Origin of the sequence: Candidatus Pelagibacter sp. HIMB1483 (assembly GCF_052048135.1) — a bacterium.
GTDB lineage: Bacteria > Pseudomonadota > Alphaproteobacteria > Pelagibacterales > Pelagibacteraceae > Pelagibacter.
The window spans coordinates 1023970-1037582 of the sequence record NZ_JBNAIM010000002.1; the positions used below are offsets into that span (position 1 = coordinate 1023970).

A 13613-nucleotide genomic window follows, 5' to 3' on the forward strand; every position below is an offset into this window, starting at 1 on the left:
ATGCAATCTAGCTGAAGTTGTGCTTATTGGTCAAGAATTACTACAAGATATCTAAATTTTTTTTAAAAATTTATTTAGACTGTCTGACTTTATTTTCTTCCAATCCAGCATATTGCCTCTACCCCATGTAGATTGTCTTTTAGCGTATTGCCTTGTCTTTATTGATATTTTTTCAATAAGCTCCAACATCTCAGACTTTTTATCAAGATACTCTCGAATTTCTTTGATCCCTATAGCCTTCGAGGGTGTTCTAAGCTTTGGAACTTTCAATTTAATAAATTTTTTAACTTCTAAAATGGCACCATTTTTAATCATATTTTGAGTTCGATAATTTATTTGCTTTATCAGATCAGCTCTTGGGTAATCTATATAAATTTTATAAAAGTCATTATTTTCATATTCTGATTTTGTACTTTTAAACCAATCAAAGATAGATTTTTTTGTAAATGATTTAACCTCATAAGAACGAATAACTCTTTGTGTATCTGTAAAATTCAAATATTTTTTTGATAATGGATCTAATTTTATTAACTTTAAAAAAAACTTTTTTGATCCAAGTTTTTTGTGCAATGATCTTACTGAAGTTCTAAATTTAATTGGAATATTTGGAATATTTACCAGACCTTCTGTCAATGCTTTAAAATATAATCCAGTTCCTCCAACTAAAATTGGTGTTTTTTTTCTTTTTTTTATATCTAAAATTTTTTCATTAACTAATTTTAACCAATCTCCTGTAGAAAAATTTTTTTTTACACTTTGAAATCCATATAAATGATGTTTAATGTTACTATATTCTTTTTTTAAAGGTCTAGCTGATAAGATTTTTAATTCTTTATATACCTGCATGCTGTCAGCATTTACGATTTCACCATTAATTTTTTTTGCAAGTTTGATTGCAAAATTAGATTTTCCAGATGCAGTCGGTCCATATATAAGAACAATTTTGGATCTTAAATCCATGGATTAATCTAATTTAATGCCAATATATCTTCTTTGATTTTGACTATTATAAATTACTAATAAAATAGTTTTTTGATTACTTCTTAAAACTTGATTTACAATTTGGTTTAAATCATTAGCATTTTTTATTTTTTTCTTCTGAGCTTCTAAAATTATACTATTTACTTCAACAGAACCTGCTAGTGGACTATTGGTTTCAATTTTTGTTACAACTAAACCAGAAGTTTGGTTTGGTAAGTTTCTTTGCTTGATATCTTCTTTTGAAATCTCTCTTACTGTTATTTTTAAATCTTTAATTTCTAATTCTTTTGGATCTTCTTTTTTTTCAGAAACTTTAAAATCTTCTGAGGTTTCAAGTCTTCCAAGAGTAACTGTTTTAATAATTTCTTTTTTATCTCTCCAAATTTTTACTTTTACTTTTTTTCCAACTTCTGTTCTTGCAACAATCATTGGAAGTTCTTTCATTTCATTAATTTTTTCTCCATCAAATTCTAGAATAATGTCTCCTGCTTTTACCCCTGCTTTTTCTGATGGGCTGTTTTCCGCAACACTAGCAACTAATGCTCCCCTAGGTTCGTCTAGTTTTTCTACTTCAGCAATTTCTTTTGTTACATCTTGAATTCTAACTCCTAACCATCCTCGTTTGGTTTCTCCAAATTCAATTAATTGATTAATAACTATTTTTGCACTATTAGATGGTATCGAAAAACCTATTCCTACATTTCCACTTCTTCCAAGAATAGCAGTATTAATTCCAATAACGTCTCCATTCATATCAAACAATGGTCCGCCTGAATTACCTTGGTTTATAGACGCATCAGTTTGAATATAATCTTCATATCTTGACAATCCAATTGATCGATTTCTAGCTGAAATTATTCCAGAAGTAACAGTTCCTCCCAAACCAAATGGATTTCCAATAGCAATTACCCAATCACCAATTCTTGCTTTGTCTGAATCTCCAAATTTTACAGGAATAAACTTTTCTTTTGTTTCAATTTGTAAAACCGCAATATCTGACAAGGGGTCAGCACCAATAACTTTTGCTTCAAATTTTTTTTCTCCATTAACTTGAACAACAATATCTTTAGCATCTTGGATTACATGATTATTTGTTACTACAATACCTTTTTCATCTATAATAAACCCAGATCCTAATGCAGATGATTGTCTTTCTTGAGGTGTTCCAAATTCTTTAAACATATCTTCAAATGGAGAACCTGGTGGGAATTGAAAAGGAAAAGGGTTTGATTGAGTTGTAACAACTGTTGTAGTTGAAATATTAACTACTGATGGCATTAGTTTTTCTGCCAAGTCAGCAAAAGAATTCGGAATATTCTGTGATAATGATTTTGATTGAAAACTTAAAGCAAATACTAGTATTAAAAAAATTGTTTTAATTTTATTCATTTTAACTCTTCATATAATAAACAAGTATAAAACCAATAACAGCGAACATTAATCCACCTGTTCTTAACTGGTTATCTTTAATTAACTCTAACTTTTTAAGCATACTTTTCATTTTTGATGGAAATATGGCATACAAAATACCCTCGATGAACATGAACAGACCAAATGCTATGATCAATTCTTTCATAAAATGTTTACTCTGATTTGGGTTTTATATTTCCAAAAAATTTAAAGAACTCACTATCAGGAGATAAAATTAAAGATGTTTCTCCACCAATTAAAGCTTTTTCATAAGCTTGCATAGCTCTGTAAAAGGCAAAAAACTCTGGGTCTTGTCCAAAGGCATTAGCAAAAATTTTGTTTCTTTCACCATCGCCCTCACCTTTCATGATTTCAGATTTTTTCTGAGCATCAGCCAATATTACTGTAACTTCTTTATCTGCAGTTGAAGTAATCGTCACAGCCATTTCAGCACCTTTAGCTCTAAATTCTTTTGCTTCTCTTTCCCTCTCAGTCTGCATTCTTCTGAAAATTGCATCACTGTTTGCTTGGGGTAGATCAGCTCTTTTAATTCTAACATCTACTATTTTAATACCAAAATTTTCAGCTTCATTATTTACACCTTCTTGTATCAGAGCCATTTGTTTGGTTCTATCTTCTGATAAAAGAGTTTGTAGTTCTTGTTGACCTAATACATTTCTAATTCTTGAATTTATAATTGTTGCCAATCTTGACCTTGCAACTCTCTCGTTACCAACAGAAATATAAAATTTAAGTGGATCAATAATTTGAAATCTTGCAAACGCATCAACAATTAATCTTTTTTGATCTGAGGCGATTACTTCTTCTGGTGGAGTATCAAGATTTAAAATTCTTTTATCTAAATAAACAACGTTTTGAATAAATGGAATTTTAAAGTTTAATCCTGGTTTTAAAATTATTCTTTTTGGGTCACCAAATTGTAACACGATCGCTTGATTAACTTCTTTTACAATAAATATTGAAAAGAAAGCTGTCGCAGCTAATGCAATTATTATACCAGCTATAATTTTTCCTAAATTCATATTAATTTGTTGCTTTCTTTTTTTGCAATTCAGGTAGTGGTAAATATGGAACTACACCTGAACCTGCATTTTTTTCAATAATCACTTTATCAATATCAGCTAAAACTTTTTCCATTGTTTCTAAATACATTCTTTCTTGAGTAACAGATTTAGCTTTTTTGTACTCATTATAGATTGCTAAAAATCTACTAGCTTCACCTTCTGCTTTAGCAACTACTTCTTTTTTGTAAGCTTCTGCAGCTTGTAGTATTTTTGCAGCTTCCCCACGAGCTCTTGGAATTACATCGTTAGCATAAGCTTCTGCTTCATTTTTAGATCTTTCCATATCTGCTCTTGCTGCTTGTACATCTCTGAATGCATCAATTACTTGATCCGGTGGATCTGCTTTTTGAGTTTGAACTTGAGTAATTTGAATACCGCTAGTGTACTCATCTAAAATTTTTTGAATAATCGTTTGTGTATCAGTTTCAATAACCGATCTTCCTTCAGTCAATATAGGTTGAATATCAGATCTTGCTATTACTTCTCTCATTGCAGTTTCCGCTGCAGCTTTTACAGTTCCCTCAGGATCTTGAATTTTGAATAAAAAATTTCCTGCATCTTTTATGACCCAGAATACAGAAAAATCTATATTCACAATATTTTCATCACCAGTTAACATCAAACTTTCTTGAGGTACATCAGCAACACCACCTGAAGATGAGAAACCGCTATCTCTTTCAGATCTAAAACCGATATCAATTCGATTAACTTTTGTTACTTTTGGAGTTAAAACAGACTCCACTGGAAACGGAATATGATAATTTAAACCTGGTTGAGTTGTTTTTACAAATTTTCCAAACCGTAGTACGACACCTTGTTCGTCAGGTAATACCCGGTAGAGACCACTTGCCAACCATACAAAACCTAAAATAATTAAAACTAATATTGCTTGTTTGCCTCCAGATGAACCTCCACCTGGTAAAAATTTTTTAATCTTCTCTTGAAATTCTCTTATAATTTTATCAACATCAGGTGGAGTTGGACCTCTTCCTGATCCATTATCGTTTCCACCACCTCCTGGGGGAGATCCCCATGGGCTACCACCTCTTTGTTGAAAATCATCAGACATACACTATCTATATAGTGTTTAATTTAACAAAAACAAGTTAAGATCAAGTTATGTCAGATAAAAAGCCTGAACTAAGTGCCGCAATAAAAAGCAAGGTAGAACCAAAGGTTTTTAAAAAAAATCCAATTATTGGCACTAAATTCACAATAGCAATTTCAAGTGCTAAGGGTGGAGTTGGAAAATCAACATTTGCTACCAACCTTGCTTTAGCATTAAAGCAAATAGGATGTAAAGTGGGTTTATTAGATGCAGACATTTATGGTCCATCAATCCCAAAAATGTTTGATATAAATGAAAAGCCAAAAAGTGATGGTCAAAAATTAGAACCAATTATTAAATATGATATTCAATGCATGTCCATTGGTTTCTTAACTGATCAACAAACACCCATGATTTGGCGTGGACCAATGGTTACAAGTGCTATTAAAACTTTTACTCAAAAAGTTAATTGGAAAGATTTAGATTTTATAATAGTTGATATGCCTCCAGGAACTGGAGATACACAATTAACTTTCTCACAAGAAATAAAGATGGATGGTGCAATAATTGTTTCAACACCACAAGAGGTAGCTTTGCTTGATGTAAAAAGAGGAATTAAAATGTTTGATAAATTAGGTGTAAAGATTTTGGGTTTAATTGATAATATGAGTTTTTTTACTGGAGATGATGGTAAAAAGTATAAAATTTTTGGTGAAGGAGGAGTAAAAAAAACTGCAGAAGAATTTCAAAAAGAATTTTTGGGAGAAATTCCAATTAATCCTGAAATTGGAAAATGTGGTGATGAAGGAAAACCTATAGTAGAGTCTAATCCAGAAAATGAGATTTCAAAAATATATTTAAAATTAGCTACTAAAATTAAATCAACTTATCTTTCAAATTAAAAGCTTCCATTAATTCATTCCACTCTCTTTTCGACAGACCTGAACTTTCCATAGAAACTTCTTCTCCTTTAATTAATTTTTGAATAACCACCTTACCCTTAGCAGAAACTTCCGTTCCTCCTACTCTATAATCCATAAATGCTTCATAGGTTATAGGCACCCATTTTTTTAAAGTATCTAGCATAATATCTGCATAAACTCTTATTTCATATTGTGCATGATGATCTGCTCTTAATCTTAAAAAATTCATAAGGTTCAATAAATCAGTTTTCCAATACCACTGGGTATAAGTATTTAAGGTCAAATTCATTCTTGCTAGTTCTCTAGCTAAACCTTTTTTATTTTCATCGATTGTTGAACCATCATATCTTTCATTTAACATGGTCTCATAATTTGAGTAAGTTCTTTCTGCATCATTCTTTAAAAGATTCAAAACTTCTTCGGCTTGATCACCCTCCAATACATCTCCTCTACCTTGTCGATTACTCTTTGATTGTGCTGCTAAGTTTTCTTTAGTTGGTAAATAAAACTCTTTATCCAAAATTGAATATCTTGCAGAATATTCATTTACGTTTGCTGTTCTATGTCTAATCCATTGTCGAGCAATAAATATTGGTAATTTTATATGATATTTAATTTCACACATTTCAAATGGTGTACTGTGCCAGTGACGCATTAAATATTTTATTAATCCTGAATCTGTAGAGACTTGTTTTGTGCCTTTTCCATAAGAAACTCTGGCAGATTGAACTATTGAGGTATCATCACCCATATAATCTACAACTCTTACAAAACCATGATCTAAAGCGGGCATAGCTTCATAGAGAATTTTTTCCAATTCAGGTGATACAACTCTTTTAGTTGAGTTATTTTGTGATTGTTGACTCTTAATCTCTTGTGATTGTTCTTTAGTTAATTTCATGATTGTTATTGAATCTCTTGTAATTCCTTTTATATTAATAAAGTTGGTTTTCCAACTATGACGATAAACGAATTTCGTAATAACCATTGCGGACGTGGGGGCAGTACCCACCACCTCCACCATTTACAACTTATGGGGGTGAACTAGATTCGACGAGTGACTAAAAGCTATTCTTTCGTTCGGAATTGTTCCTCCGTAAAGGGCTAATTTATAAATGCTAACGAAAGTTACGCAATTGCTGCTTAATTAATTTTATTAATTAAGTAAACGGGGTTTTGGGGCACCTGGCAACAGAACGCCCCTTATAATTAATAATTTAATTAATTATCATAAAAAATAAGTTATTTATTTGCTTTATGACAAAAAGAAATTTTTTTTATTACATAGTAATTGTTATGTTAACTATTCTTTTGATAACTGGTTATCTTATAAACAAAAAAAATTCATCCTCAAAAAAAAATGAAATCAAAAATCTTAATCAACAAATTTTAACAAAAAATCAGCAGCTATTTAACATTCAAAAACATTTTCTTAAAAATAAAGAAAATATTAATGATTTAATAAATCCTAACACAATAAATTTTAAAAAGATTATTTCAAACAAAGAAATTGAAAATTTTGAGGACTTTAAAATTAGTAAATATAAAACAAATGAAATTCTATCTAGTGGCAACTATAGAGCATTAGCATCTGCATATATTGATTTTTATAATGACGATAAAGAACTAATATTAGCAACTGTAGATGGTATATTTGCTATATCAGATTTAGATAACATTCAAAATTTTAAAAAAATTAAATCCAACATTTTTGATTTAATTACATATGAGGATTTTTATGTAAACACACAATATGGTATTAAGGATATTTTGGTAAATGAAGAAAAACTTTATGTATCATACATAAATGAAAAGAGGAAAGATTGTTATAACTTAAAAATATTAGTTTCAAAAATTAATAAAGAAAAATTGAATTTTAAAGAATTTTTTGAAACTTCAGAATGTGTAGATAAAAAAAATAAACATGGTTATCTAGCTCATCAGGGGGGTGGTGGAAGAATGTTTGTTGGTGATGACTCAATCTATTTTACAACTGGTGAATTTAGAAACAGACCTTTGGCTCAAAAAAAAGACAATGATTACGGAAAAATTTTAAATATAAATTTAAAATCAAAAGAGTCCAAGATTATTTCTATAGGCCATAGAAACCCTCAAGGTTTATATTATAGTAAAAAAAATAACTTTATAATTTCTACAGAGCACGGACCAAAAGGTGGGGATGAAGTAAATATAAATCATGAACCCAGTGTAAAAGTAAAAAATTTTGGATGGCCCATTTCATCCTACGGAGAGCATTATTATAAAAATTATTCAACAGAAATTTTAAATAAAGCTCCTTTAAATAAATCTCACAAAAAATATAAATTTGAAGAACCATTAAAATATTTTGTTCCCTCAATAGGAATTAGTGAAATTATAGCTTTAAATAATGATGATAATGAATTCTTGTTTGGCGCTATGGGAAATGAAATTGTAGAGCAAGATTTAGGATTACATTTTATAAAACTTGATGATCAAAGAAAAAAAGTCATTAAACATAAATATATTCCATTAAATGAGAGAGTAAGAGATATTGTTATATCAAAAAATAAAGACGTAATTATTTTATTTTTAGAAACTACAAGTTCAATAGCAATTATTAATAAAATTAAATTTTAAAATAATTACTAATAAATAGTATTTTATTTATTGAAAACGACCTGAATTTTTGGTCCTCTTTTCCAATTTTTAAAATCTAGACCATTAATAGGATAACTCCTCTTTGTTTTAGTATTTTTTATTTTAAATTTATTTGGATTTATTAAAGTCATTTCAATTGTTTGGGGAGCATCATTCATTTTAAACATTCCATAATTATTTACATTAATATGGATATTCTTTAATTTTGTTTTCTTAATAAAGCTTTTTATCTTTTTTAAATTTTTTTGAAGATCATGAAATTCTATAATTACTAAATTTAATTTATCAAAATTTCTATTAACTTCTTTTAAAACTTTGTATTCATCACCTTCTATATCAATTTTTAAAACTATATCTTTATTCTCTCCTATGGCTTCAGTAATGGTGATTTGTTTATTTTTATCTTTTTTTTTTGAAACAATTTTTTTAAGATAATGTTTATTTTTTCCACCAAAAAAACTTGAGTATTCTAAATATTTAAAAACATCAAAAATTTGATAAAATTTAATTTTTTTTAATAATAATAGAGATATAAAATCTTTTACAAATCTATTAATCCAAAAATTTTTATCTACAGTATGATCAAAAGCTATTATTTTACAATTTCTGTTATATTTTTGAAATTCTCTTTCGAAACTCCATTCAGCTTCAAGACCACAAGAAATTATTACTTTGGTTTTAGCAATTACACGCTTATCAATAACATAACCACCATCATATTTTCTTCCAAGTCGAACTAAATTTGATAGATCTGTATGATATGGTTTTAAATAACTTGGTATCATATTAATTGCTCTAAAATTTATTTTTTTATCTCAGCTTGAGCTGCTGCTAATCTTGCTATAGGTACTCTATAAGGTGAACAAGAAACATAGTTTAAACCTACTTTTGAACAGAAATTAATACTTTTTGGATCACCACCATGTTCTCCACATATCCCTAGCTTAATATTTTTATTTTGTTTTTTCCCTTTTTCTACTGCAATTTTGACTAAATCTTTAACACCCTCATCAATGGAAACAAAAGGATCCACTTTAAAAATTTTATTTTCAATATAATCATTTAAAAATTTTCCACTATCATCTCTACTAATTCCAAAAGTAGTTTGTGTAAGATCGTTAGTTCCAAAACTAAAAAATTCAGCGTGTTTTGCTATATCTTTTGCTTTAATTGCAGCTCTTGGTAATTCAATCATTGTTCCGACTAAAAACTCAATCTTAATTTTATTTTCATCCTGAACTTTTCTTGCTGTATTTATGACAAGATTTTTCATTATTTTTATTTCAGCCTCTGTAGAGACAAGTGGTATCATGATCTCAGGATATGCAAACTTTTGTTTATCATTTTTCAAATCACATAGAGCTTCAAAAATTGCTCTACATTGCATCTCGTAAATTTCAGGAAAAGAAATACCTAGTCTACATCCTCTGTGCCCTAACATTGGGTTCTGTTCATGCAATTCTTCAATTCTTGACTCTACCTCTTTAATATTTGCCCCTACAACGCTTGCGACCTCAGAAATTTCTTTTTGAGATTTTGGAAGGAACTCGTGCAAAGGTGGATCAAGCAAACGAACAGTTACTGGTAAGCCATGCATAATTTTAAAAATTTCCTTAAAATCTTTTTTTTGATGAGGTAACAGTTTTTTTAGTGCTTTTTCTCTATCTTCTTGAGTTTTTGAAAGTATCATTTCTCGAACAGATAAAATTCTTTCTTCATCAAAAAACATATGTTCTGTTCTACAAAGACCTATTCCCTCAGCACCAAAATCTCTTGCAGTTTTTGTGTCTAAAGGTGTCTCTGAATTTGTTCTTACTTTTAACTTGCGAATATTATCAGCCCAGCTCATTAATTTTGAAAAATCACCAGAAATTTCAGGTTTTACTGTTGGTACATTTCCTAAAATAATTCTTCCAGTAGAACCATCAATTGTAATTATATCACCTTCTTTTATTTCTTTAGAAGAAGTTTTAAAAATTTTTTGCTCATAATTAATATCAATTTCACTTGATCCGGAAACACAAGGCCTTCCCATACCTCTAGCAACTACTGCAGCATGACTTGTCATTCCTCCTCTAGCAGTCAATATTCCTTTAGCTGCATGCATACCCTGAATATCCTCCGGTGATGTTTCTAATCTAACCAATATAACATCTTGCATCATATCATTTAATCTTTCTGCTTCCTCAGAAGTGAAAACTACTTTGCCACTTGCAGCACCAGGTGAGGCTGGCAAACCATTAGCAATTACTTCAATTGAACTTTTTTCATCTAAAGTTGGGTGTAATAAGGTGTCCAATGAATTTGGATCAATTCTAAGGACAGCCTCTTTTTTTGAAATTAGTTTTTCTTTAACCATATCAACTGCTATCTTCACAGCTGATTTTGCAGTTCGTTTGCCTGATCGCGTTTGTAAAATCCAAAGTTTATTATTTTCAACTGTGAATTCTACATCTTGCATGTCTTTGTAATGTTTTTCTAATTTTTTTAAAATTTTAAACAACTCCTTATAAACCTCAGGCATAGTCTCTTGCATTGATAATTCATTTACTTTTGCATCTAGTCTTGCTTTTTTTGTAATATATTGTGGTGTTCTCGTGCCAGCCACTACATCTTCACCCTGAGCATTAATCAAATATTCACCATAAATATCATTGGAACCATCTGAGGGGTTTCTTGTAAAAACAACACCTGTAGCACAATCACTTCCCATATTACCAAAAACCATAGATTGAACGTTTACAGCTGTTCCCCATTCTGAAGGAATTTGATTTAACTTTCTGTAAACTTTTGCTCTGTTACTTTCCCAAGATAAAAATACGGCATTGATTGCTCCAAATAATTGTTGATAAACATTTTGTGGAAAATCTTTTTTTGTTTTCTCTTTTACAACTTTTTTAAAGTCTTTAATTAATCCATCCCAATCATCTTCATCTAGATCTGTATCTAACAAAACTCCTTTTGTTAATTTATAATTTTCAATTAATTCCTCAAAATGATAGTTTTCAACTCCCATAACTACATTCCCATACATTTGAATAAATCTTCTATAACTATCTTTAGCAAATCTTCCATTTGAAGTTTTTTTTGCCAAAGAAACTACTGTCTTATCATTAAGTCCAAGATTTAAGATTGTATCCATCATTCCTGGCATTGAAACTCTAGCACCAGATCTAACAGATAATAACAACGGATTTTTTAAATCACCAAATTTTTTAGAAACATCTTTCTCAATTATTTTTAGTTCTTTTTTAATCTCTCCTAATAATTTCGAATTTAACTTTTTTTTATTTTGATAAAATATTTCACAAACCTTTGTAGAAATAGTAAACCCAGGGGGTACTGGTAAGCCCATTCTGCCCATCTCTGACAAATTTGCACCTTTTCCACCTAAATAATTTTTGGAATTTTTTATTTTTTTACTTTCTTTTGACTTAAAATTTAAAACCAGCTTATTCATTACTTGCTTTTAATAATTGAAAATTAATAAAATTTTGAAATGTTTTACATAACATATTGATAAGTTCCAATCTGTTTTTTCTTAAAGTTTCATTTTCTTCATTCACTTTTACATTATCAAAAAATTCAAAAACTACTTTTCTGGTATCAGCTAAAATTAACAATGATTTTTCAAAATTTTCATCATTATTTATTGTTGAATAGTACTTCTTTATATCTCTTATCTTTTTATATAAATTTTTCTCAAAATCACTTTTAAAAATACCAGGATCAGTTGTATTGTTTATTTCAATTTCATTATTTCTCATCTCACTTTCCAGTATATTTGATGCTCTTTTATAACTTGAGATTATATCCACACCTTGCTGACTATTTATTATTTTATTAAGTTGTCTTGCTTTTTCATAAGATGAAAATATTTTGTTCAATGATAATGATGAGATTGAGGCCTCTATAATATCATAACGTATTTCTTTTTCTTTCAAATAATATCTAAATCTATCTTTTAAAAAATTATGTAATTCTAATTGTAAATTTATATTAGTAAGTTTATTACCTTGATCATTATATAAACTAGATGAATATTTTATTATATCATTCAATTTTAAATCTTTCTTATTTTCGATCACAGTTCTAATTACTCCAAGTGCAGTTCTTCTCAATGCGAATGGATCTTTTGAACTTGTAGGTTTTTCATTAATACCGAAAAAGCCAACCATGGTATCAATTTTATCTGTAATAGATAATGCAACACTAAATGCTTTTTTTGGGACCTTTGAATAAAGTCCAATTGGAAGATACTGTTCAGTTATCGCTAATGAGATATCTTTATCAAATCCTTGATATGTAGAAAAATATCCACCCATTAGACCCTGGAGTTCAGGGAATTCATTAACTAGATCAGAGGTTAAATCTGTTTTACAAATTGATGCTGATAATTCTACTTTTTCTTTACTAATCATTAACTCGTCAGAAATCATACCACCAAGTTTTCTCATACGTTGGACTTTATCAAAATAAGTGCCAAGACCTTTAAAAAAATTCATTGATTTTAACTCTGAAACTTTCTTAACTAAATTTTGAGTTTTATCTTTATTCCAAAAAAATTCCGCGTCACTGAGTCTTGCCTCTACTACTCTTTCATTACCAATTTTAATAAGTCCATTAAGATCTTTTTTATTTGTAACAATCAAAAATTCATTTGTAATTTCATTTTTATCATTAAAAGTAGGAAAATATTTTTGATGAGTCTCCATGGTTAATATCAAAATCTCTTTGGGGACTGATAGAAATTTCTTATCAAATTCGCATAATAAAATATTAGGGTTATCAACTAAATTTACTACTTCATCAATAAGTTTGGGATTTTCATTAATTTTTAATTTCTTTTTTTTTAATAGTTTTGAAAAAGATTGTTCTATTATCTTTAGTCTTTTATTCTGATTTATATAAATCTTTTGTTTTTCAAAAAATTTCTCATATTTTTTAAAGTTTTCAAAAGATTTTTTCTTTTCTTCAAGGTCTTTATCTATAAAAGTTGAATTCGATGAGACAAGATGATGAAATTCAAAATTCAATATTTTTTTATCAAAGACTGACAAGATTGATTTTAACGGTCTTCCCCAATTTAAATCAAATTCTCCCCATTTCATTGATTTTTTCCACTGGTAATTTCCTAAGATTCTTGGAATAAACTCAACTAATAAATCATGAGTCCTTATCGTTTTTGTTTTTGTTTTATAAAAATAAAATTCGCCTTTTTCAGTTTTTTTTTTAGATAAATCTTTTTTTTCTACATTGTTAGATCTTAAAAAGCCCTCTAATGCTTGATCTGGTGCATTAATCTTAGGACCTTTAATTTCTTCAGATTTAATTTTGATTTCTTTATCTAAACCCTCAAATACAATAACTAATCTATTTGGTGAAGATATTGAGAAACTTTTTTTTGATTTAATAAATTTTCTTTCAAATAAATTATTAAAATCATCAAAGATTTTTTCTCTCAAATTCTTTTGAAGACTAGCAGGAATTTCTTCACTAAAAAGCTCTAAAAAAAATTCTGACATT

General features: G+C 28.7%; 11 protein-coding genes and 1 other RNA gene. 3 read left to right on the forward strand and 9 right to left on the reverse strand.

Going from position 1 to position 13613, the window contains the following annotated elements; genetic code table 11:
* Positions 1 to 51: 51 nt before the first annotated feature.
* Genes miaA through hflK form a run of 5 tightly spaced genes read right to left on the reverse strand, consistent with a single transcriptional unit; the run spans position 52 to position 4545 of the window.
* Entirely contained in the window at positions 52 to 960 is a 909-nt protein-coding gene (gene miaA / locus ACTTAV_RS06205) for a tRNA (adenosine(37)-N6)-dimethylallyltransferase MiaA (RefSeq protein ID WP_440670939.1), read from the reverse strand.
* Between the two features lie 3 nt (positions 961 to 963).
* Positions 964 to 2370, reverse strand: a complete 1407-nt coding sequence (locus ACTTAV_RS06210; RefSeq protein ID WP_440670940.1) for a Do family serine endopeptidase — start codon at positions 2368 to 2370, stop codon at positions 964 to 966.
* Between the two features lies 1 nt (position 2371).
* The gene (locus ACTTAV_RS06215; protein ID WP_440670941.1) at positions 2372 to 2557 is read right to left on the reverse strand and encodes a DUF2065 domain-containing protein; all 186 of its coding nucleotides are present in this window, start codon (positions 2555 to 2557) and stop codon (positions 2372 to 2374) included.
* Positions 2558 to 2564: 7 nt separating this feature from the next.
* Complete coding sequence (gene hflC / locus ACTTAV_RS06220) at positions 2565 to 3434, reverse strand: protease modulator HflC (RefSeq protein ID WP_440670942.1); 870 nt, start codon at positions 3432 to 3434, stop codon at positions 2565 to 2567.
* Between the two features lies 1 nt (position 3435).
* The gene (gene hflK, locus ACTTAV_RS06225; protein WP_440670944.1) at positions 3436 to 4545 is read right to left on the reverse strand and encodes an FtsH protease activity modulator HflK; all 1110 of its coding nucleotides are present in this window, start codon (positions 4543 to 4545) and stop codon (positions 3436 to 3438) included.
* 50 nt (positions 4546 to 4595) lie between these two features.
* On the opposite strand from hflK, the gene ACTTAV_RS06230 reads away from it, so the two are divergent.
* Positions 4596 to 5426, forward strand: coding sequence for an Mrp/NBP35 family ATP-binding protein (locus ACTTAV_RS06230; RefSeq protein ID WP_440670946.1), 831 nt, complete (start codon positions 4596 to 4598; stop codon positions 5424 to 5426).
* Here the strand turns inward: ACTTAV_RS06230 and thyX are convergent.
* A complete protein-coding gene (gene thyX, locus ACTTAV_RS06235; RefSeq protein WP_440670947.1) occupies positions 5401 to 6348 on the reverse strand; it encodes an FAD-dependent thymidylate synthase in 948 nt (315 codons plus the stop codon). The two genes, ACTTAV_RS06230 and thyX, sit on opposite strands and share 26 nt — an antisense overlap.
* Positions 6349 to 6352: 4 nt before the next feature.
* On the opposite strand from thyX, the gene ssrA reads away from it, so the two are divergent.
* Positions 6353 to 6654: a transfer-messenger RNA gene (gene ssrA, locus ACTTAV_RS06240) on the forward strand.
* A 50-nt stretch (positions 6655 to 6704) separates the two neighbouring features.
* A complete protein-coding gene (locus ACTTAV_RS06245; RefSeq protein WP_440670949.1) occupies positions 6705 to 8066 on the forward strand; it encodes a PQQ-dependent sugar dehydrogenase in 1362 nt (453 codons plus the stop codon).
* A 23-nt stretch (positions 8067 to 8089) separates the two neighbouring features.
* Here the strand turns inward: ACTTAV_RS06245 and ACTTAV_RS06250 are convergent, their stop codons facing one another.
* From ACTTAV_RS06250 to glyS, 3 genes are read right to left on the reverse strand one after another with little or no spacing between them, the layout of a single operon-like run.
* Positions 8090 to 8872, reverse strand: coding sequence for an FkbM family methyltransferase (locus ACTTAV_RS06250; protein WP_440670950.1), 783 nt, complete (start codon positions 8870 to 8872; stop codon positions 8090 to 8092).
* A 17-nt stretch (positions 8873 to 8889) separates the two neighbouring features.
* A complete protein-coding gene (ppdK, locus tag ACTTAV_RS06255) occupies positions 8890 to 11547 on the reverse strand; it encodes a pyruvate, phosphate dikinase (RefSeq protein WP_440670951.1) in 2658 nt (885 codons plus the stop codon).
* Entirely contained in the window at positions 11540 to 13612 is a 2073-nt protein-coding gene (glyS, locus tag ACTTAV_RS06260; protein ID WP_440670952.1) for a glycine--tRNA ligase subunit beta, read from the reverse strand. The genes ppdK and glyS overlap by 8 nt, the downstream gene beginning before the upstream one ends.
* Position 13613: the final 1 nt, after the last annotated feature.

Coding starts and splice junctions, on each gene's coding strand:
- miaA (WP_440670939.1), bottom strand. CDS start 960: ATGGATTTAAGATCCAAAATTGTTCTTATATATGGACCGACTGCATCT.
- ACTTAV_RS06210 (WP_440670940.1), bottom strand. CDS start 2,370: ATGAATAAAATTAAAACAATTTTTTTAATACTAGTATTTGCTTTAAGT.
- ACTTAV_RS06215 (WP_440670941.1), bottom strand. CDS start 2,557: ATGAAAGAATTGATCATAGCATTTGGTCTGTTCATGTTCATCGAGGGT.
- hflC (WP_440670942.1), bottom strand. CDS start 3,434: ATGAATTTAGGAAAAATTATAGCTGGTATAATAATTGCATTAGCTGCG.
- hflK (WP_440670944.1), bottom strand. CDS start 4,545: ATGTCTGATGATTTTCAACAAAGAGGTGGTAGCCCATGGGGATCTCCC.
- ACTTAV_RS06230 (WP_440670946.1), top strand. CDS start 4,596: ATGTCAGATAAAAAGCCTGAACTAAGTGCCGCAATAAAAAGCAAGGTA.
- thyX (WP_440670947.1), bottom strand. CDS start 6,348: ATGAAATTAACTAAAGAACAATCACAAGAGATTAAGAGTCAACAATCA.
- ACTTAV_RS06245 (WP_440670949.1), top strand. CDS start 6,705: ATGACAAAAAGAAATTTTTTTTATTACATAGTAATTGTTATGTTAACT.
- ACTTAV_RS06250 (WP_440670950.1), bottom strand. CDS start 8,872: ATGATACCAAGTTATTTAAAACCATATCATACAGATCTATCAAATTTA.
- ppdK (WP_440670951.1), bottom strand. CDS start 11,547: ATGAATAAGCTGGTTTTAAATTTTAAGTCAAAAGAAAGTAAAAAAATA.
- glyS (WP_440670952.1), bottom strand. CDS start 13,612: ATGTCAGAATTTTTTTTAGAGCTTTTTAGTGAAGAAATTCCTGCTAGT.